Source organism: Streptomyces sp. NPDC019531 (assembly GCF_044903305.1).
Classification (GTDB): domain Bacteria; phylum Actinomycetota; class Actinomycetes; order Streptomycetales; family Streptomycetaceae; genus Streptomyces.
In genome coordinates this window covers 49,446-69,601 of sequence record NZ_JBJDQL010000031.1, presented here as the reverse complement: position 1 = coordinate 69,601, position 20,156 = coordinate 49,446, and the positions used below count along the sequence as shown (strand labels likewise).

At 69.4% G+C, this 20,156-nt stretch carries 17 protein-coding genes and 2 pseudogenes; 10 read left to right on the top strand and 9 right to left on the bottom strand.

Annotation, left to right across the window (positions count from 1 at the left end; genetic code table 11):
• The first annotated feature begins 342 nt into the window (after positions 1 to 342).
• From ACI2L1_RS30145 to ACI2L1_RS30135, 3 genes are all read left to right on the top strand, one after another.
• Positions 343 to 954 carry a DUF3375 family protein gene (locus ACI2L1_RS30145; protein WP_404742554.1) on the top strand — a complete coding sequence of 204 codons (612 nt, stop codon included), beginning with the start codon at positions 343 to 345 and terminating at the stop codon, positions 952 to 954.
• Positions 955 to 1,309: 355 nt separating this feature from the next.
• On the top strand, positions 1,310 to 1,723 hold the full coding sequence (locus ACI2L1_RS30140; protein WP_404742553.1) for a head decoration protein: 414 nt from the start codon (positions 1,310 to 1,312) through the stop codon (positions 1,721 to 1,723).
• A gap of 12 nt (positions 1,724 to 1,735) precedes the next feature.
• Positions 1,736 to 2,491 carry a major capsid protein gene (locus ACI2L1_RS30135; protein WP_404742552.1) on the top strand — a complete coding sequence of 252 codons (756 nt, stop codon included), beginning with the start codon at positions 1,736 to 1,738 and terminating at the stop codon, positions 2,489 to 2,491.
• 245 nt (positions 2,492 to 2,736) lie between these two features.
• Here ACI2L1_RS30135 and ACI2L1_RS30130 read toward each other — a convergent pair whose 3' ends face one another.
• From ACI2L1_RS30130 to ACI2L1_RS30115, 4 genes are all read right to left on the bottom strand, one after another.
• On the bottom strand, positions 2,737 to 4,329 hold the full coding sequence (locus ACI2L1_RS30130) for an oleate hydratase (RefSeq protein WP_404742551.1): 1,593 nt from the start codon (positions 4,327 to 4,329) through the stop codon (positions 2,737 to 2,739).
• A 111-nt stretch (positions 4,330 to 4,440) separates the two neighbouring features.
• A complete protein-coding gene (locus ACI2L1_RS30125) occupies positions 4,441 to 4,863 on the bottom strand; it encodes a hypothetical protein (RefSeq protein WP_404742550.1) in 423 nt (140 codons plus the stop codon).
• Between the two features lie 44 nt (positions 4,864 to 4,907).
• On the bottom strand, positions 4,908 to 6,113 hold the full coding sequence (locus ACI2L1_RS30120) for a globin domain-containing protein (RefSeq protein WP_404742549.1): 1,206 nt from the start codon (positions 6,111 to 6,113) through the stop codon (positions 4,908 to 4,910).
• Between the two features lie 306 nt (positions 6,114 to 6,419).
• On the bottom strand, positions 6,420 to 8,132 hold the full coding sequence (locus ACI2L1_RS30115) for a SulP family inorganic anion transporter (protein ID WP_404742548.1): 1,713 nt from the start codon (positions 8,130 to 8,132) through the stop codon (positions 6,420 to 6,422).
• 365 nt (positions 8,133 to 8,497) lie between these two features.
• Here ACI2L1_RS30115 and ACI2L1_RS30110 point away from each other — a divergent pair.
• Positions 8,498 to 9,402, top strand: a pseudogene (locus ACI2L1_RS30110) (universal stress protein).
• A 26-nt stretch (positions 9,403 to 9,428) separates the two neighbouring features.
• The gene (locus ACI2L1_RS30105) at positions 9,429 to 10,325 is read left to right on the top strand and encodes a universal stress protein (protein ID WP_404742547.1); all 897 of its coding nucleotides are present in this window, start codon (positions 9,429 to 9,431) and stop codon (positions 10,323 to 10,325) included.
• A 16-nt stretch (positions 10,326 to 10,341) separates the two neighbouring features.
• On the opposite strand, the gene ppk2 is transcribed toward ACI2L1_RS30105, so the two are convergent.
• The gene (ppk2, locus tag ACI2L1_RS30100) at positions 10,342 to 11,145 is read right to left on the bottom strand and encodes a polyphosphate kinase 2 (protein ID WP_404742546.1); all 804 of its coding nucleotides are present in this window, start codon (positions 11,143 to 11,145) and stop codon (positions 10,342 to 10,344) included.
• Positions 11,146 to 11,421: 276 nt separating this feature from the next.
• Here ppk2 and ACI2L1_RS30095 point away from each other — a divergent pair, with 276 nt between their 5' ends.
• The 3 genes from ACI2L1_RS30095 to ACI2L1_RS30085 are packed head-to-tail and all read left to right on the top strand — an operon-like array spanning position 11,422 to position 15,377.
• Complete coding sequence (locus ACI2L1_RS30095; RefSeq protein WP_404742545.1) at positions 11,422 to 14,115, top strand: GNAT family N-acetyltransferase; 2,694 nt, start codon at positions 11,422 to 11,424, stop codon at positions 14,113 to 14,115.
• A 13-nt stretch (positions 14,116 to 14,128) separates the two neighbouring features.
• Entirely contained in the window at positions 14,129 to 14,863 is a 735-nt protein-coding gene (locus tag ACI2L1_RS30090) for a CBS domain-containing protein (protein WP_404742544.1), read from the top strand.
• A 16-nt stretch (positions 14,864 to 14,879) separates the two neighbouring features.
• Positions 14,880 to 15,377, top strand: a complete 498-nt coding sequence (locus ACI2L1_RS30085) for a flavodoxin domain-containing protein (RefSeq protein WP_404742543.1) — start codon at positions 14,880 to 14,882, stop codon at positions 15,375 to 15,377.
• Between the two features lie 72 nt (positions 15,378 to 15,449).
• Here ACI2L1_RS30085 and ACI2L1_RS30080 read toward each other — a convergent pair whose 3' ends face one another.
• The 3 genes from ACI2L1_RS30080 to ACI2L1_RS30070 all read right to left on the bottom strand — a co-directional run bounded on the left by ACI2L1_RS30080 (position 15,450) and on the right by ACI2L1_RS30070 (position 17,664).
• Entirely contained in the window at positions 15,450 to 16,130 is a 681-nt protein-coding gene (locus ACI2L1_RS30080; RefSeq protein WP_404742542.1) for a universal stress protein, read from the bottom strand.
• Between the two features lie 323 nt (positions 16,131 to 16,453).
• Positions 16,454 to 17,158, bottom strand: coding sequence for a CBS domain-containing protein (locus ACI2L1_RS30075; protein WP_404742541.1), 705 nt, complete (start codon positions 17,156 to 17,158; stop codon positions 16,454 to 16,456).
• 41 nt (positions 17,159 to 17,199) lie between these two features.
• Positions 17,200 to 17,664: a cyclic nucleotide-binding domain-containing protein gene (locus ACI2L1_RS30070; RefSeq protein WP_404742540.1), complete on the bottom strand. Its 465-nt coding sequence runs from the start codon at positions 17,662 to 17,664 to the stop codon at positions 17,200 to 17,202.
• Positions 17,665 to 17,857: 193 nt separating this feature from the next.
• Here ACI2L1_RS30070 and ACI2L1_RS30065 point away from each other — a divergent pair, with 193 nt between their 5' ends.
• Together ACI2L1_RS30065 and ACI2L1_RS30060 are read left to right on the top strand one after the other, a co-directional pair.
• Positions 17,858 to 18,058: a hypothetical protein gene (locus tag ACI2L1_RS30065; RefSeq protein WP_404742539.1), complete on the top strand. Its 201-nt coding sequence runs from the start codon at positions 17,858 to 17,860 to the stop codon at positions 18,056 to 18,058.
• Positions 18,059 to 18,328: 270 nt separating this feature from the next.
• A pseudogene (locus ACI2L1_RS30060) lies at positions 18,329 to 19,281 on the top strand (RNA-guided endonuclease InsQ/TnpB family protein).
• 98 nt (positions 19,282 to 19,379) lie between these two features.
• Here the strand turns inward: ACI2L1_RS30060 and ACI2L1_RS30055 are convergent.
• The gene (locus ACI2L1_RS30055) at positions 19,380 to 19,961 is read right to left on the bottom strand and encodes a hypothetical protein (RefSeq protein WP_404742594.1); all 582 of its coding nucleotides are present in this window, start codon (positions 19,959 to 19,961) and stop codon (positions 19,380 to 19,382) included.
• Between the last annotated feature and the right edge of the window lie 195 nt (positions 19,962 to 20,156).

Genomic DNA, 20,156 nt, shown 5'->3' with positions numbered 1-20,156 from the left:
TCGTCCGGATGGGGCAGGGCACAGCGGACCGGTAGGCGAGCCAAAATCCCCGGCCGGGACTCGAAATGAATGGCCGCAAGGGCGAGGAATCGGAGCGATCCAGAATCCGGATGTATCCGGCCCCTTGCCTGCCTTTTTCCTTCCCCGAGGCAGCCTGGCCCATCCCGTCGTCGGCTCTGGCCGAGGTCCGTTGTCAGTGGTGGCCTCTACGGTTCCTTGTGGCCGGCGCGGAGTGCCTCTGCACGGTTGCGCGGGCATGAGTGCCGACCGAGTGGGGCGTGCATTTTCGTTGTTGTCGGGAAATGCGGTCGTACTTGCTGGGGCAGTGAGAGGGCAGGATGTATGGAGTTGGACTACGACCGCCTGGTCGCTGCGCGGAAGCAGAGCGCTGCTTGGCGGCTGCTGAAGGCCGACAATGCGGCAGTGATACTGAGCTTCTTCAACAAGGTGTTCGTCGAGCAGGGAGCGCGCTCGATTGCCGGTGCGGAGCTTGTCGAACGGCTGGACGGCGAGTTGTTCGCCCTCAATGACCGGCTCGGACAGGGCACGTTTCCCGAGTCAGCGAAGGCGTATCTGGATGTCTGGTCGGCACCGGGGAACGGCTGGCTGCGCAAGCATTACCCGGCGGATTCTGACGCGCACTACGACGCCACGGCCGCGGTCGAGAAGGCGATCACGTCGGTCCGGTCGCTGGAAGGGCGTTCGTTCGTCGGTACGGAGTCGCGCCTGAATACGATCTTCGATCTGCTGCGGCAGATGACGTTCGGCACCGAAACCGACCCCGAGGCGCGACTGGCGAAGCTCACCCGGCGACGGCATGAAATCGACCAGGAAAGCGAGCGTGTTGAGGCCGGCGAGGTGGACGTCCTGGACAGCGCGGCGCTACGGGACCGCTACCAGCACCTTGCACGATCAGCCCGACGCCGACGAGGCGGCTGTCGCCGCTGCCGCTGAGCAACTGAAGCAGCGGCGGCCCGAGTTGTTCGGCCCCGTCCGGGAGGTCGTGCCGCCCGCTCCGGGCGGATCTCCTGCCAGCGGCCCGCCGAAGCGCGGAGGCATTCCATCCCGGCGGGGAGCGGCGGGGCTGGAAATGGCCCGGCGGCGAGGGCTCATCAGCGACTGACCAGGCCAACGAGACATGGCCGTGGGACCGCGCCCCTCAAATCGTGGACGCCCTACCGGAACCCGGTCGGGCTGATCAGGGACCACGCCCTGGCACGGCTCGGCCGTCGTCATTTCGTGGGCACCGCCCCTTGCCGCTCGCGCCGGGTGCGGGAGGAATCCGATCCGCACCCACGAGGGAGGCTCCGTGAGTGACTACCAGGTTCTCACCACGGTCACGACGGTCACCGACGACCGGACGTGGCTCGCTTCGCTGGACGGTGTCCACGAAGCCCAGACGATCCCCGTCGACACCAGCAAGCTGACGGCAGGCACCCACTACACGGCGGGCACGCAGAACCAGCCCCGCCACATCATCAAGTCCGGCATCCCGCTCGGCAAGATCGCCGCATCTGGTCTGTACGCGCCCTGCAACGCCGCAGCAAGTGACGGCACTCAGGTCCTCGCAGGACTCCTGATTGCCGAGACTGCCTTCACTCCCGGCTCTACGAAGACCGCGGGCGCACTGCTGTGGCGCGGCGAGGTGTACGCGTCGAAGCTGCCCGGCGCCTTCGCGCCCCCCGCCGCCGCGAACACGACCGCGTTCATCCACTACCGGTAGGGAGGCAGCCCCATGGCACGTGAGAAGCTTCTTGAGGCGATCGTCCCGGAAGACATCCAGGCGTTCATCCGAGCGATCACCACGCCGGAGGGCTACCTCCTCACCCGCGAGGTGTTCGCCGAAGGGAACATCGACAACGTCAAGTTCCGTACGAAGAGCAGCAAGCGGCGCGTCAACGCGGCGAAGTTCCGCGCGTGGGAAGCTGCGCCGACCCTCGCCAGGCGGCGTGCCGAGCAGGTCATCAACGAAGGCATGCTGCCCTGGGTCGGCCAGGAACTGCCCTTCTCCGAACTCCAGATCATTCTGGCTGCCGTCAATCGCGGCCAGGACACCAGCGAGTTCCTCGACCTGCTGTACGACGACCTCGAACAGCACGTGGAGGCCACGAAGGCCGCCATGGAGATCGCTGCGGGACAGATGCTGTCTGCCGGTGTGGTGTCCCTGCTCGGAGTCGCCCTCGACGTCGACTGGAAGGTGCCGGCCGCCAACCGGCCGATGGTGGCGGTGCCGTGGTCCCGATCGGAGGCGGCCACCCCGATCACGGACGAGCTGGCGTGGATCCAGTACCTGAAGAGCATCGGTGCCCCGCGTCCGGAGCGGGTCAAAAGGCTCGGAGAAGGCGCTGTCGCTGCTCGGGTGCACGTCGGAGTATCGGGCCGCGTTCCACAACTCGCCGTCGACCGAGCAGATCCCGACCGGGATGCTCGCGCCGGAGGAGGTCAACAAGGTCCGGGCCAAGTACAACCTGCCGCCCGTGACCACGTATGACGTGCAGGCAGGGAACCCTGACGCATCCTGTGCGGCCGTCCTTGGCTGTCGCGGTCGTTGCTCACGAGTCCCCCTGCGCCGTCAGCTGTCGACTTGCCTTGGGAAATTACCGGAGCAACTGCGAGGGGAAACGTGCACTTTCGGGGAATCGGCCGACAGCTGACGTGAAACCAACTTCGGCCTCGAAGGCGGTGAGCCTGAGTCCGTGCTGCGGTCGGGAACGCGTTGGTTGATCGCTCTCCGGGTTACCGGCGGTGCATCGTCTCCAGGGCTGCGGCCAGTACGTGGGGATCGTGGTGGCCCTTGTAGACCGCGGGCGGCAACTGGTCGAGCTGGAGGAGCTGGGCCACGGCCGTCCAGGCGGTGCGTACGGAGTACTCGACGGTGAAGACGACGTCGTCGGGCACCTCGGCGAACTGTCCGATAAAGGCAAGGTTCACCGACCCCTGGGGTACGACGTTGGGCCGGTCATCGCGGCGGCGGGCCAGGAACTGGCTGGTGATGTACGGCATCAGGCAGGGCACTACGGTGGAGGTCTCCAGGACCCGGGCCACCACAGCTTTGTCGAACGGCAAGTGGCGCAGGACCTCTTCGAGGATCTCCCGGCCGGAGCACATCGTCATCGGCTTGGGTGTGTGGTTGCCCTCGCGGCCGGGGAACAGGGCGTAGCCCCACCAGACGGAGACGTCCTCGGGTTGGTCGCGGTAGACGGGTTGGCGGCCCGCGAGGATGGTGAGCAGCCAGTTGGAGTCGGTGAACGTCATCAAGCCGCCCTTGCCGGTCTCGCGGCCGCTGAACTCCTCCAGCGCCTTGAGGAAGGCAGGATCCTTCGTGGTGACAGTGAACGACTCCCAGCGGGACTCCTTGACGTGCTTGTCGAAGGTGTCCGGGTTGCCGAAGTCGTCGCGTCCCCGGGCCAGTCGGTGCCAGAGCAGCCAGGCGTCCGAGCTGCGGAGAGGCGGTGGCGGTGCGGCGTGGTGCGAGCCGAGGCTGGAGGCGTCGGTCATGGAGCCGTTGGTGACCAGGACCAGGTCTTCAGGGGCTACCTCGATCTGCTCGTCACTGCCGCTGCGGGACAGGTAGATGCGCTCAACCCTCGTACTCCTGCGGCCCGGTGCGAACCCGAGGTCGGTGACGTGACAGCCGGTGTGGAGGGTGACGCTGCGTTCGCGCAGCCAGGCGGTCAGGGGGCGCACGATGGAGTCGTACTGGTTGTAGCGGGTGCGGTGGATGCCTGACATGGAGGCGAACTCGGGGAAGAGGTGGATGAAGCGCTGGAGGTAGCGGCGGAACTCGATGGCGCTGTGCCAGGGCTGGAAGGCGAACGTGGTGCACCACATGAACCAGAAGTTGGTGGTGAAGAAGTGCTCGCCGAAGCAGTCGGTGATCCGCTTGCCGTCCAGGTGGGCCTCGGGCGTCGCCAGACAGCGGACCAGTTCCAGCCGGTCGCGCTCGGAGAAGCCCATCGAGCGGACGTCTACGACCTTTCCATCGCCGTCGATGAGGCGTGCGATGTCGTCCCAAGCGAAGTCCTCGTGTCCGACCAGGATTTCCTGTGTCACCGAGACCGAGGGGTCATCGAGGGTGGGAATGCCGGACAGCAAGTCGTAGGTGCAGCGGAACTCTGCCTCGAACATCCGCCCGCCGCGCATGGTGTAGCCGACGTCGGCCGTGCCGCCCGCGTCGAGGCTGCCGCCGACGGTGCGCTGCTCCTCGAAGAGGTGGATGTCTGCTCCGTCGAATCCGCCGTCGCGGATCAGGAAGGTGGCTGCGGCGAGCGCCGCGATCCCGCTGCCCACCAGATACGCCTTCGCCATCACACAACTCCTCGTTCTCACCGGTCGATCGGGAACCGCACAGCACCAGGGTTGCTGCGCCTGCGAGCGCTGTCAGCGGGCCGTTGGTCACTCGTCTGGTTCGAACGGCCCGGGAGGGGGCTCACCGCGGACTCACGCCGGGTGAGAGTCCGCCGCGCTGCCGCTGCCTTCGGCAGGACGTGGCGTACCGGAACCACCGCGCCACGGCGGAGTCGGCGCCCGATGGTCGTTGTGTGCGGTGCGGGCGGCCTTGTCGGTCTGGCGGCGTATCCGGTCCTGGAGCTGGTCGACGAGTTCGCGGCCGGTGGCTTCCTCGGCGAGCACGACTACTGCACATCGTCCGATGTGCAGGGCTGCCGTTGCCGACCAAGGACGGTCCGCGTGGTGGGCGGAGGCTCTCGTGATGCGCACCTCGCCGGTAACGGCCGGCAGTCCCGGACGGCCTATGACGGCGTCGATCTTCGTGCGGGCGTACTCCAAGGTCTCCTCGTCCACCTCGCCGTCCGAACGCAGCAGCACGGTCGGAGCGGTGGTCTGGGTGTCATTGCTGGTCATGTCGGTTCCTCTCCTGGAAGGTGCGGCGGGACGTCCGGCGTCGTTCAGGTCGCCGGGCCTGGCAGCCACAGGTCGGGGCCGAAGACCTCGTAGCGGATGCGCTGTGCCGGAACCCCGGCGCCCAGCAGCTGTGCGCGGACATCGCGCATGAACGGCAGCGGGCCGCACAGGAACACCGTGGCGTTCTCGGGCAGTTCGATCCCGTCGAGGTTCATCAGGCCCTCGCGGGCGTCGGGTTCCTCCGGATCGGGGCGCTCGTACCAGAAGACTGCGCGGGCGCCCGGCAGTTGCCCGACCAGCTCGCCCGTCTCGGTGCGCAGGGCGTGGTCGGCGGGGGAGCGGTCGGCGTGCAGGACCAGCACCGGGTGGGTCGAGCCGAGGGCGGTGAGATGAGCCAAGATGCTGGTCATCGGGGTGCCGCCGATGCCCGCGGAGACCAGTACGAGCGGAGTGGTGGGGTCGTCAAGGAAGACGTCGCCGAAGGGAGCGGAGAGCGTCAGTTCGTCGCCCTCCTGGACCTGGTCGTGCAGCAGGTTGGAGACCTCGCCGCCCGGCGCGTCGGCCGTGCCGGCGACCCGCTTGACGGTGATGCGCCGCAGCTCCCCGCCCGGGTCGGAGGACAGGCTGTACTGGCGCAACTGGTGGACCTCGTCGGCCATCAGGACCCGTACGCTCACGTACTGGCCTGCCCGTGCCCGCGGAGACGGTTCGTCGTCGGTCGGGCGGAGGACGAAGGACACCACGTCCGGCGTCTCGGTACGGCGCTCGACGACCGTCCACTGCCGCCACACCTCGCCGGGCGCCACGCCCGCGTCCTGGTACAGACGGGCCTCACGGCCGATCAGGGCACCGGCCATCAGCCAGTACACCTCGTCCCAGGCGGTCGCGACCTCCGGGGTTACGGCGTCGCCGAGGACCTCGGCTATCGCGCCGAACAGGTACTTGTGCACGATCGTGTACTGGTCGTCGGTGACCCCGACCGCGGCGTGTTTATGCGCGATCCGGTCCAGGAGGGTGTCCGGTCGGATGTCCGGATCGTCGAGCAGCGCGGTTGCGAACCCGGCGATCGAGCCGGCCAGGGCGCGGCGCTGGGCTCCGCTGGCCTGGTTGCCGCGGTTGAACATCCCGTCGAGGAGTTCCGGCCGGTCGCGGAACATCGCGCCGTAGAAGCGCGTCGTGATCTCGTCGAGTGCGCCGGCCACGGCGGGCAGGGTGGCACGTACCACGGCGGCGGATTCTGCGGACAGCATGAAGCCTCCCGGGCAGGGGGATGAGGTGGGAAGGACAGCCGCATCGCATCGAGCGGCATCTTCTGTGTAGCAGGCCCCCGACCGTGTTTCGGCGCTGTTTCACGGCGTTGGGCGAAGAGGGGCCGAAGGGCCCAAGTGATTCAGGCGCATCGGCCCCACAACCCACCTTGGCGTAGGGCCGCACGGCGCCGGGACGACTTCCCGTCGGCCCTGTCCGCCGCAACCGTCCTGAGCCAATGACGACAGCGACCACCTTGCCAGGCGCGTCGCAAACATTGCGGTTCGGAGGGCAATTCCCGGGGCGGACTACTGATCGCGGTGCCACTTCCTGTATGCGGCTACGGCCGTCGGCAGTGTCGGAAAGATCCGCTCGCTGCCGACGGTGTCCACCAGGCCGTACGCCCTCAGGTCGTCCAGTAGGTCTTGCTTGACGCGGGCGAGGGCGAAGACGATGCGGCGGTGGGCGAGCTCGCGGCGGAGTTCGTCGACCGCGTCCAGGGCGGTGATGTCGACCTCTACGTTGGCCTCGGTGTTGAGGACGAACCAGCGGACCGGTTCGGTCTGTTCGTCGACGGCGGCCAGGGCACGGCGGCGGAAGTCCTCGGCGTTGGCGAAGAACAGCGGGGAGTCGTAGCGGTAGACAAGCAGGCCGGGGATGGTGCGGGCCTGCGGGTAGTCGTCGACGTCGTGCATGCCCGCCACACCGGGCACCAGGCCCTCGATGGCGTCGTGCGGGCGGGCCACCCGAGTGAGCAGTTCGGCCACGGACAGACCGACGGCGACCAGCACGCCGTACAGGATGTCGAGGGCGAGAACCCCGGTCAGGCAGCCGAGCGCCAGTAGCAGTTCGCGGCGGCGGAAGGACGCCAGCCGTCGGAAGCCTGTCAGGTCGATCATGCGGACGGCCGCGTAGACGACGAGCGCGCCGAGGACCGCCGTGGGTGTGCGGGAGAGCAGGGGGCTCAGGAAGAGCAGGACCGAGAGGACGGCCGCGCCGGCCACCAGGGAGTACGCCTGGCTGTGCCCGCCGGCTGAGGAGGCCAGCGCGGTGCGGCTGGCGCTGCTGCTGACCGGGAAGCCGTGCAGTGTGCCCGCGCCGAGGTTGGCGGCGCCCAGCGCGAGGAACTCCTGGTTGGGGTCGAGCCCGGGGCCCTCGTGGTCGCGCTTGGTGAAGGCCCGCGCGGTGAGGATGAAGTCCGTGTAGCCGACCAGGAGGATGCCCAAGGCGGGGAGCACCAGGTGCGGCAGTTCCGCCAGGTCCGGCAGAGCCACGGTGGGCAGGCCCGAGGGGACGTCGCCGATCACCTTGATGCCGTATCGGTCGTCGAGGTCGAAGACGGACACGGCGGCCGTGCCGAACACGACGGCCAGCAGGGGACCGGGCACGGTGCGGAAGAAGTGGGCCACTGCGAAGAGGACTCCGAGCGCCGCGACGGCGAACAACACCGTGGCCAGGTGGAGCCGCGGCAAGTGCCCTACGAAGGACCACAGTTGGGAGAAGAAGGCCGAGCCTGTCGTTCGGACACCGGTCAGTTTGGGAAGCTGGTCCACGATCATGATCAGTGCCACGCCCGCCAGATACCCGATCAGCACCGGCCGGGACAGCAGGTCAGCGATGAAGCCGAGCCGTGCCGCCCATGCCAGCACGCACAACAGGCCGACCGCGATCGCGAGGGTGGCCGCCAGTGTTGTGTATCGGGCCGGATCTCCGGCGGCGAGCGGCCCGACCACCGTCGCCGTCATCAGCGCGGTCGTCGACTCCGGGCCGACGGAGAGCAGGCGGGAGGAGCCCAGCAGGGCGTACAGGGCAAGCGCCGGCAGGATCGCCCACAGTCCGGCGACCGGCGGCAGGCCGGCCACCCCCGCGTACGCCATCACCTGGGGCACGAGATACGCGGCCACCGTCACCCCGGCCAGGACGTCGCCCCGCAGCCATGAGCGCCGATAGCCGAACAGCGCACCGAGCCCTGGCACCAGACGGCGCCACCTTGGAGCACGGCCGACCGAGCTCTGGGACATGATCCTCCTTGAGCCGAAGGACCTCATGATCCTCCGGGACCCTGGTCGGCCGCGAGATGCCGAACGGCCTGCGGGTGCCGCTGCTCCTGTGGACCGGATCCTTGCTTCTGTAGGTGTTCTCGGACGAGGTTCGGGGAGCGCACGACTCTCGGCGGATCGGGTTGGTGACCCTCGGCCCGCTCGACACCGGACTCGCTTTGCTCGCACGTACCGCTCTGTCGCGGCCGGCGTCGCGGGCCCTGCGTTGGCGGGGACATCTCGGCCGATGGGGTCTATCGGTCCCAGACCGGGGACCTGCGGGCTCTGCACTGCGTCTCTCCTCGTCGCCACCCTGGAGTCAGAACCCCGACCAGGAGGTGGACGACATGTCCCGCAACGTCATCGTGGGCCTCGACGGCTCGCCCGAGAGCCGTGCCGCCGCCGAGTGGGCGGCCCGTGAGGCGAAGTTGCGCGGGCTGCCGCTGCGGCTGGTGCATGTCTGGGAGCCCGTCCCGGAGCCCATGGCGCAGGCCCCGCTCCTGGGCGCCGAGACGCAGGCGCACTGGAGCGAACGAAGCGAGATGGGGGCGCCCCCGGCCGAAGGCTGGGGGAGGATTCCACGAGAAGCCGCCGCGGGCCTCCGTCTGCGCCACCCCGGCGTGCACGTGGAGATGGAGCAGATTTCCGGCAGGCCGACGGATGCGTTGGCCGAGGCGGCGAAGGACGCCGAGCTGCTGGTCCTCGGCTCGCGCGGGCTGAGTGGGATCGGGGGATTCCTCGTCGGGTCCGTCGGCATGGCAGTGATCGTGCACACGGAGACCCCTGTCATTCTGGTGCGGGCCGGGGAGCAGGCCGCCGACGAGCACGAGGCGGATCCGGTGGGCATCCCGTCCGCCGCCACCCCGATGGCGCGGTGATCGCTTTCGCCTTCGAGGAGGCCGCCCGTCGCCACACCGCGCTGAGGGTCGTACACGGCTGGAACCTTCCGCCCTACTTCGCCTACGGCCTCCCCGCCGACCCCGAGCTCAACGCCGCACTGGGCCGACAGGAGGCTGCCGCGCTGGCGGGGGTGCTGCTCCCCTGGCGGCAGAAGTACCCGGAGATCGAGGTCGTCGAGGTGTCCCGCTGCGGCAGCCCCGCCAACCACGTCATCGACGCCTCCCGCGAGGCATCGCTGGTCGTCGTCGGTCGTCGGACGCGCCGCAGCCCGACCGGTGCCCACATCGGACCTGTCACGCACGCGGTACTGCACCACGCAACCGCCCCTGTCGCCGTCGTAACGCACGACTGAACGCATTCTCTGGAGGAGTGGAGATCATGAACGCAGCGGTGGAACGAGCCCTCGGCGAGCCCTTGGTCGTGGGCGTGGACGGTTCCGAGCCGAGCCTGTGTGCCGCCGACTGGGCGGCCGACGAAGCCGTGCTCCGCGGGGTGCCGCTGCGGGTGGTGTATGCCTGCCTGTGGGAGCGGTACGAGGGTGCCGCGCTCGCCCGGGACCTCGGCAAGCCGACTGCGCTGCCGTTGGCCCAGGACGTCGTCGGCGCCCCTGCTCAGCGGGCACGTGCTCGGCACCCCGACCTGAGGGTGACCGCCGACGTGGTTTTCGAGGAGCCGGAGTACGCCCTCGTGCGCGAGGGACGGCACGCCTCCGCGCTGGTCGTGGGCACGCACGGCCGCAGCGGCATCGCCGAGATGCTGCTCGGTTCCGTCAGTCTGGCCGTGGCCGCCAACGCCGACTGCCCCGTGATCGTGCTGCGCGGCAGCCACGACAACCAGGCGACCCCCCCGGTACGCGGCCGTGTCGTCGTGGGCGTCGGCGAGGACGCGAAGGAGTCAGCGGCCGTGCGGTTCGCCGCCGAGGAGGCACGGCGCCGCGGCGTGCAGCTGGAGGCCGTACGAGCCTGGCGGTGCCCCGCGCACGAGACCACTGACCACCCGCTGCTGGCTGGTGAGCCCGCCCGCCTGCATGAGGAGCGGGCGGTCGAGGAACTGGAAGCGGCGCTGCAGGACGTCCCGGCGGACATCGATGTGCGTCGGCGCACCGTCGAGGGCCATGCCCGCCGGGTGCTCTTGGACGCCTCCCACGAAGCCGACCTGCTGGTCGTCGGCGTCCGGCGCCGTCAGGGACACCTCGGGCTCCAACTCGGTCGGGTCGCCCACGCGGCACTGCACCACTCCGCCTGCCCGGTCGCCGTCGTACCGCACCAGGTGTGATCCGAGCAGGAGCGGGTCACATGCCCGCCGCGTGGTCCGGGACGTAGGTCTGCAGATCGCGCGGCGGGCGCACATAGCCGGTGGACGGCGGCCGTTTCGGCAGCTGAAGCACTGGCAGCGGCACCTCGTGGTACGGCACGGAGCCCAGCAAGTGGGCGATCATGTTCAGTCGGGCGCGGCGCTTGTCGTCGCTCTCGACGACGTACCACGGCGCCTCGGCGATGTCGGTGTGCACCAGCATCTCGTCCTTGGCCCGTGAGTACGCCTCCCAGCGCGTGAGCGACTCCAGGTCCATCGGCGAGAGCTTCCAGCGCCGCAGCGGATCCTCCAGCCGTTTGCGGAACCTCTCCTGCTGCTCGGTGTCGCTCACCGAGAACCAGTACTTGCGCAGCAGGACCCCGGCCTCCACCAGCATCCGCTCGAAGATCGGGCACTGCCGAAGGAAGAGCTGGTACTCCTCCTTCGAGCAGAAGCCCATGACGTGCTCGACGCCCGCCCGGTTGTACCAGGACCGGTCGAACAGCACGATCTCCCCGGCGGCCGGCAGATGCTCTACGTAGCGCTGGAAGTACCACTGGGTGCGCTCGCGTTCGGTCGGCTTGGGCAGTGCCGCGATGCGCGCGACACGCGGGTTGAGGTGTTCGGCGACTCGCTTGATGGTGCCGCCCTTGCCGGCCGCGTCCCGGCCCTCGAAGACCACGACCAGCCGGGCGCCCTCGGCGCGCACCCATTCCTGCAGTTTCACCAGCTCCGTCTGCAGGCGCAGCAGTTCCCGTTCGTATGCCGCGCGCGGCACCTTCGCCGTCTTCTTGCCGGGCATGCCGCCTCCATCGCTTGATGGCCTACGTCGATGACTTCAACGTAATCATTGGTGCCCAGGCCGAAGACCGGGATAGCACCGCACTGACCGGCAAGGAGCGGCGCACCCTGAACATGCACGTGCACCGTCAGGCACGCCTCCCACGTCCGTGCCGGGGAGGGACGGCTGGCGAAAACTTGGGCCTACCGGCCCTCGCATCGCCCCCAGACAGCCCATGGGACCACCCCCCGATCCGCCGGATGCTCGAAGTGACAAGAGGCTTGGAGGAGTCCCGCGATGACGCACGACGTGACCGAACGACCCCCCGTCCACGCCCTGCTCACGGACGGCACCACCATGTGCATCCGTCCCGTGGTGCCGAGTGATCACGACCAGTTGGAGGGGCTGTACGAGGAGATGTCCCCAGAGAACCTGCGCCTGAGGTTCTTCGCCGCGAGCCACCGCTCGGCCCGTCTGGCCGCCGACCGGGCCTGCGCTCCGGCCCGCATCGGCTACCGGGCGCTGCTGGCCGAGACGCAGGGCCGGGTGATCGGTCTTGCCGAGTACGACACAGGGGACGAGAAGGACGCGGCCGAAGTGTCCATCGCCGTCGCCGACGGGCTACACCACCAGGGCGTGGGAACCCTGCTCGTCGAGCACCTGGTCTCTGCCGCCCGCGCCGAGGGCATCACGACCTTCACGGCCGACGCGCTCAGTGAGAACCACGAGGTGCTGAAGCTGTTCGCCGACCTCGGTCTACGCACGGAGCGCCGCTTCGAGGGCCCGGAGGTGCGCTGCACCATCACCCTCGACCAGAGCGACACCTATCTCACAGCCGTCGAGGAACGGGGGCGTGCCGCCGACGTCGCCAGTTTGAAGCCGCTGCTGCGGCCCAAGACGGTCGCCGTCGTCGGAGCCGGGCGCAAGCCGGGTTCGGTGGGCCGGGCGATCCTGCACCAGCTGCACGCGGGCGGCTACACCGGGCGCCTGTTGGCGGTGAACCCCGCCGCGCACTCGATTTTCGGCGTGCCGTCCTACTCGTCGGTCAGCGCCCTGCCCAAGACACCCGACCTCGCGGTGCTTGCCGTACCTGCCGCCGCGATCCCGGCGACGGCCGAGGAGTGCGGCAGGGCGGGCGTACGGGCCCTCCTCGTCGTCACCGCGGGCCTGGACGCCGACCAGGCGCACGCTCTGCTTGCGGCCTGCCGTTCGTTCGGCATGCGCCTCGTCGGCCCGAACTGCCTCGGCATCTCCAACACCGACCCGGAGCTCAGTCTCGACGCCACCTTCGCCGCCGGCCATCCACGGCCCGGCACCGCGGGCGTCGCCGTCCAGTCCGGCGGTGTCGGCATCGCCCTGCTCGACGGGATGTCCCGGCTCGGTATCGGCGTCTCTTCCTTCGCCTCTCTCGGCGACAAGTACGATGTCAGCGGCAACGACATGCTCCAGTGGTGGGAGAGCGACGGCACCACCGACCTCGCCCTGCTGCACCTGGAGTCCTTCGGCAGCCCGCGGGCGTTCTCCCGCACCGCCCGGCGCGTCACCCGCCGGATGCCGGTCCTGACCGTCGACGCCGGCCGCACCGACGCGGGCCGCCGCGCCGCCGCCTCGCACACCGCGGCTGCCGCCACGCGCACCATGACCCGCGGCGCGCTCTTCACCCAGGCCGGCATCACCGCCACCCGGTCGATCGGTGAACTCCTTGAGACCGCCGCGCTGTTGCACTCGCAGCCACTGCCGGCAGGCAGCCGGGTGGCGATCGTCACCAACGCAGGCGGGGCCGGGGTCCTCGCGGCCGATGCCTGCGCCGAAGCAGGACTGTCGCTCCCGGACCCCACACCGGAACTGATCGACGACCTGCTTGCCGTACTGCCGGACGGGGCCGCGGTGGGCAACCCGGTCGACGCCACAGCCGCCGTCACGGAGGAACAGCTCACGGACTGCGTGAACCGGATCATGCGGTACGGCGGCGTCGACGCCGTCCTCGTCGCTCTGGTCCCCACGGCGGTCGCCGCGGCGACCGGCGACGACCTCGTCCGGGCCCTCACCCGAGCCTCCGGCCGGAGGGCGAAGCCGATCGCCGCGGTACGGCTCGAACAGGGCCTGCCCGTCGAGCTGTTGCCCGCTGCGGATGACAGCACCATCCCGTCGTACGCCGAACCCCAGGCGGCGGCACGGGCGTTGGCCCACGCCGCACACCGCGCGGCCTGGCTCGCCCGTCCCGCCAGGGCCATCCCCTATCTCGACGGCGTCGAGACGGAGCGAGCTCGCACGGTCGTCGAGACCTACCTCGCCGCACACCCCGACGGCGGCTGGCTGGACCCGCGCACCTGCGCCGACCTGCTGGCCTGCTATGGCCTCCCGCAGATCCCGTGGGCCTGGGCCGAGACCGAGGACGACGCCGTCCTGGCCGCCGACCGGCTGCGCGGCAGCGATGGCCGGGTGGTCATGAAGGCCCACTGGCCCGGCCTGGTGCACAAGAGTGCGCAGCACGCCGTCCACCTCGACCTGCGCGGCGATGCCCAGATCCGGGCTGCCTTCCGCGACCTTGAGACCCGATTCGCCGGGCTGATGACCGGCGTCGTGCTGCAGCCGCTCGCCGACCGAGGCACCGAGCTGTTCGCCGGCGTCGTCCAGGACCAGGTCTTCGGCCCGCTCGTCCTGTTCGGGCTCGGCGGTACGGCCACGGAGGTACTGGCCGACCACGCCGCCCGGCTCGCCCCGCTCACGGACCACGACGTGCACGACCTGATCACCTCCCCGCGCTGCGCCCCGCTCCTGTTCGGCGCCCACGGCAACGGACCCGTCGACCTTGAGGAGCTGGAGCAGCTGTTGCTGCGGTTGTCCCGCATGGCGGCGGACCTGCCGCAGCTCGCTGAGACCGACTTCAACCCGGTGCTCGCGACACGAGGGGGCGTCACCGTGCTGGACGCGCGGATCCGCCTGGTGCCGTGCAGGCCCCAGGACCCCTATCTGCGCCGGCTTCGCTGAGGAGGGAACGGACATGAAGAACCAGAAGGTCGGCTCCGTGATGACCACGGACGTCGTCCGTGCCGCGTACGGCACCCCGTTCAAGGAGGTCGCCCGACTGCTCGCGGCCCACCGGATCAGCGGGCTGCCGGTGGTCGACGAGGACGACAAGGTCATCGGCGTCATCTCTGAAACGGACCTGTTGGCACGCCAGGCGGCCACCCCCGAACCGTACGAGCCGCGCCGTCGCTTCGCGTTCCTGTCCGGGCTGACGCGCGGTGCCCGCCGGCAGGCGGCGAAGGCGCATGCCCGCACCGCCGGCCGACTGATGACCGCGCCGCCCGTCACCGCGCACGCCGACGACACCATCGTCGAGGCCGCCCGCACCATGGCCCAGCACCAGGTGGAACGGCTGCCGGTGCTCGACGAGGCGGACCGGCTGGTCGGCATCGTCACCCGCCGCGACCTGCTCCAGGTCTTCCTGCGGCCGGACAAGGAGATCCGCGACGAGGTGATCGAGGACGTACTGGGGCGCACCCTGTGGCTGCCGCCCCGCAGCATCGACGTGTCCGTGGTGCAGGGCGTCGTCACCCTCACCGGCCACATGGAACGCAAGAGCGAGACGGAGATCGCCCTGTCGATGACCGCACGGATCGATGGCGTGGTCGGCGTGGTCGACAGGCTCACGTACCGGCTGGATGACGCGCGCCTGCGCACCCAGGAGCACGCTCTGCACGGCGTGGCCGACGACTGGCTGCGCCGATTGTGAAAGGAGGCGTACCGCCATGACCGGCACCGTGTTGGTCACCTACGGAAGCACGAACGGATCGACAGCGCAGATCGCCGAGACCATCGCCGACGTCCTGCGTAAGGACGGGCTGACGGTAGAAGCCCTTCCGGCCCAGTCCGTCACGAGTGTGGCGTCGTACGACGCCGTTGTGGTCGGTGGCGGGCTGTACGCCGGACGCTGGCAGAAGCACGCCCGCCGGTTCCTCCGTCGGCACCGCCACGACTTGGCCGAACGCCCACTGTGGCTGTTCAGCAGCGGCCCGCTCGACGCATCGGCCTCGGAGCGGGACATCCCGCCGGTACCCGGCGTGAAGAAGGCCATGGTCGTGCTCGACGCCAAGGAACACGTCACCTTCGGGGGCTGCCTGGAAGAGGGTGCGAAGGGATGGGTCGCACGGATGATCCTCCGCAACGGAAAGGGCGGCGACTTCCGCGACTTCACAGCGATCGAGACGTGGGCGGCTCATGTCGCCGACGAGCTGACGTATACATAAAGGCGCGCCGGAACGCTCCGCTCCGCCCAGACCCCGGTGCCCGGCACCGGGGTCGCCGCATGGCCGCGCCTGCTACGGCACCACGGCTACGGGGCACGCGGCCTCTCGCAAAAGGGACCGAAGCATGTACCCCCACTCGGCGCCGGGTCTCCTGCCCACCACGACCAGCGCGGCGCCTGCGGAACAGTGGAGCAGGGCGTACGCCGGCGTGAACAGGACGACGTCCTGGAGCACTGGTACCTCCGGATGTTTCTCACGCCACGGCTGCAGCGTATCGGCGAGCTGCTGCACCTCCTGGTTCTCCCAGGCGGCCCGGTCCTCCTCCGGTATGGCGAAGGGCAGTTCGGCGGCACTGGCGGGAAGCGACCAGGCGTTGACAACGTGCAGGCCTGAGCCTCGTATCCGGGCGCTGTCGAAGGCGAAGTCGATCGCGGCGGCCGCGGGGTTCCGGGCGTCCACTCCGAGCGTGACCTCCTCGGAGTGGAGAGGGCCGCAGAGGTTGTCCGGGACGAACACGAGAGGCCGGGCCGCGGCTTCGACGTTCGCAGGAAGGGGCGAGCCGGCCGTTTGAGGGTCAGCGACATCCTCCCGGCGCAGGCCGCACACAACCACCTTGGCCTCGCTCACCTCCTGAGGTGAGCCGTAGACCACGCGAAGCGGCAGACCGTGTAGCCGTGCCTCCTGCGCGGCCCAATCGGCCGCGGTCCGGCTGGGCGCCGATGGGTCGCTGGAGGCAAGAATCACTTGTTCCATGGCAGTCCGCCTTTCCACCCCAACGGGACGCCACCCGCCGGGCGCGTGCCTGCGGGCGTGCGCAGGGGCCGAACGGCCTTGAACCATAACCCCGCGGTAGGAGGGGCAGCCGAACTCGACAGGGATTCCCGGAAGTTGCCGAAGCGTGTGGTGCACCGTGCAGTACTCGACCCCGCGCTGCCCACTCGGCCTGCCGGCACTCAGCTCCTGAGGCAGCAACGCGGAGCGGCGGTGGTCGCCGCACGGACGGTGCGCGCTGGAAGGGAACGTGCGCGACGCTGCAAGGTCTTTGCCGCGATGATTCAACGTTCACTCGGGGCGGTTCACGGCGGTGAGGCATTCTCGCTGTGACTCGATGGGTCAGGGGTCGTCTCCGAGGAACGGCCGTGCTCGGAGACGTCGAACTCCACGTCCACTACCCCCTCAACGGCTCGGATCAGCCGTGCCGCCACGGGGACCAGGGACGTGTCCCGGATACGGCCGCTGAGTGTCACGACCCCGTCCCGCACCGCCACACCGGCGGCTGACGTCGACGCGGGGAAGAGGTACGACACCACCTCCCGGCGTACCTCCTCCGCGATGTCCTCGTCCTCGCGGAGGAACACCTTCAGCAGGTCGGCGCGGCTGACGATGCCCTGCAGCATGCCCACGTCGTCGACGACGGGCAGGCGCTTGACCTTGGCGCGTGCCATGGTCCGCGCGGCCAGGGCGAGCGTTGCGTTCGCGTAGACGGTGAGGGCCGGCGAGGTCATCAGCTCCCCAGCGTTCACTGCCCCGGCCTTGGCCAGGTCGGACAGGCGGCGCAGCTGGGTGTACCGGTCGGGGTCGCTGTCGCGGAACTCCTCCTTGGGCAGCAGGTCGGCTTCGGACACGACCCCGACCACCCGGCCCTCGCCTTCCAGCACGGGCAGCGCGCTGACCTTCCAGTCCTGCATCATCCGCACGATCTCCTTGAAGGAGGCGCCACGGCCGATGGCGGCGACGGTGTGGGTCATCACGTCGCTGACGATGTGCGGGGTGCCGTGCATGATGCCTCTTTCGGCGCTGTCATTTCGACTCGTCGGCCCGGTCACAGGAGGCTGCCGCTGCCGTAGGGGGTGTAGAGGTCCAGCAGCCGGGTGCGGGTCGAGCGCAGGCGGTGAGCGAGGACGTCGCCCACCCACCGGGAGACGCTCGCGCCGAGCGCGGGGTCGTCCTGGCACATCGAGCGGATCGCCGTGGCGTCGAACTCGTAGGCGCGTACCGGGCTGGTCGCCTCGGCGCCCAGGTGCCAGGTGTGCGGGGCGAACAGCCAGGACCAGCCGATGAGTTCGTTGTGGCGGAGGGTCTCGATGACGGCAGCGCGGCGGCCGGGCACGTGCATGTCGAGGGCGACGGAGCCGGTACGGATGATCCAGAACCGATCCGCCTTGCCACCTTCTTCGAAGAGGCGGGTGCCCTGCGGGAACGACACCTCACGGGCGAAGCGCATCAGACGATGGCGGTGCTCGGTCGGCAACGCCTGCAGCATGCCGGCCGTGGCGGGAGCGTTCATGATGTGCCTCCAGTCAGGGCGTACGAACCTGCCACGTCCAGCGTGCTCCCGCGCCCCGAGCCGGGCGATGGGTCACCCGGCCCCATGGCTGGGCCACCCGGCACCGCGTCCGGGTCCTTCGGCACCCTGTGCCGGAACGGTCCCGGACGTTCGATGAGGACGAAAGACGACTAGGTGGAAGGGGGTGTGCAGTGTGGCTACGTCACTGACCTCGGAGTTCTGGAAGCTGTTCGCGGTTCTCCTGGTGGTCTCCATGGCGGTCGGCTTCGTGCTCAGTGCAGTGTTCGACGCACTGGCACTACGGACGCAGCGGCGTCGTGCCGAACGTCGGCAGGCCGACGTGGGGACGGCCGAGGCGCCCCGCCGACCGGATCGAATTCTGGTACATCAGTGAGCCGGGGGAGCCTGGAGCTGCCGTACCAGGTCAACGGCAGGACGCTGACGGCCAACGGGAATCATTCGCAGCGCTCCGGCCTTCAGGCCGGGGTGAAGCGAATCCTGGGGTCGCGACGCGGAGCGTCGCGGTGGCGTTCCGGCGGAGCGGACCCTGCTCGTGACGGTGACGCGTCGCTCGCAGGTTCCTGGTGACGACATGGGTTCGACTTGCCCTGTGTGATCGTCATGCACCCGCAAGGACGGGCAGCCGTTCCCGACGGCCGGTCAGCTGTCCACGCGCCTGATCACCGAGGCCAAGAGGACAGCCGGGCGGTCCTGGCTGGGCGAGGTCTCCGCGGTCGTCCTCCAACACTCCCTGAGGGATGCGGAGGCCGCCTACCGGAACTTCTTCGCCTCCCTCAAGGGCACGCGCAAGGGCCCGAAACTGGGCGCACCCCGGTTCAAGTCCCGCAAGGACAAGCGGCAGTCGATCCGGTTCACCGCCAACGCACGCTGGAAGATCACCGATGGTGGCCGTCTGGACCTGCCGAAGATCGGCGCGGTGAAGGTGAAGTGGTCCCGCACGCTGCCCGCCACCCCCACTTCCGTCACTGTCAAGGACGCGGCGGGCAGATTCTTCGCCTCCTTCGTCATCGACACCGACCCCGCCGCCGACCAGGCGCGGATGCCCGAAACCGACCGCACCATCGGTATCGATCTCAGCCTCACTCACCTCGCGGTCTTGTCCGACGGCACGAAGATCGACTGCCCGCGCTTTTTGCGGCGCGCGGAGAAGAAGCTGAAGAAGGCCCAGCGGGAGCTGTCCCGCAAGCGGAAGGGAAGCGAGAACCGCGCCAAGGCCCGCCTCAAGGTCGCCCGAGCCTACGCCCAGGTCACCGACGCACGCCGCGAGTTCCACCACCAGCTCTCCGCCAAGCTGATCTCCGAGAACCAAGGGATCGCCGTGGAGGGCCTGTCGGTGAAGGCGCTGGCCCGCACCAAGCTGGCCAAGTCCGTCCATGATGCGGGTTGGACGGACCCAAACCCCTCAACATCCGGGAATGGACCTGCACTGCCTGCGGCACCCTCCACGACCGGGACGCCAACGCCGCACTCAACGTCAAGACGGCCGCCGGACTGGCGGTATCAGCCTGCGGAGCGCCAGTAAGACCAGAATCCGTTCTGGCACAGCGCGAAGAAACAGGAAGCCACGGATTCCGGACCGGAAACCGTGCCGCGTAGCGGCAGAGCAACCAGTCAAGGAAGGCCAGAATTCTCGCCCTTCAGAGCGAGGAGCATGTCAATACGGCTTGGCTGCGCTTCCCGCAGCAAGGTATGGATCACCCGGTCTTGTGGCCCCACTGCGGGCCGACCAGGTCCCACTCCCTGCCCCACTGGTCGATGCGCCGCCGGTCGAGCCTCCACCGTGCGAGGGTTCCGGCGCCGAAAGCGAGGCCGGCGAAGGCGAGCGCGGCCGCGGTGGCCAGGGCGCCGGCTTCGACGGCCGCTTCCGTGGGAGTCGGCGGTTCGGCGGTGATCCCGCCCCGGCCGTCCGTCCAGACGACGATCCTGGATCCGGCGTTCAGCCCGGTGTCCACCAGGGTCGTGTCCGTGTGGGCGGAGCCGTTGGGGTCTGTCCAGCGGACTCGTGCGGAGATCTTGTCGCCTGTGGCTCCATCCCCCGCGACGTTCCGGGGGACGTCGTTGAGGAGGACAGCCCGCACGAAATGCCGCTCGGCGCGCTGCCGGGCGAACACCTCGTCGGCTGCGTGGGCCGTCACCAGACCGGCGACGGTACCGCCCACCGCTGTGACCGCCCACACGGCCAGCATGATCCAGGCCTCGAGGATGTCGTGGTGCCGTCGGAGCGGATTGTTACGCCATCGCCAGAGCCGCTTCTTCATATGCCTGCTGCGGTCCATCGGTCTGCCCTTCGTCCTCGTGGTGACGTTCACGAAGGTGACAGTCGGGAGCGAGCCCTGACAGGGGCCGACCAGGCAGTGCGGGAGGGTCGATCGGGGGCCAACTCGCAGCTGATGTTGGGCCGTTCAGCCCATACCGGCGTGGAACTGCAGGACGGGACGTCACGGCTGCGTTCCCGTACGCCGCCCACGCGG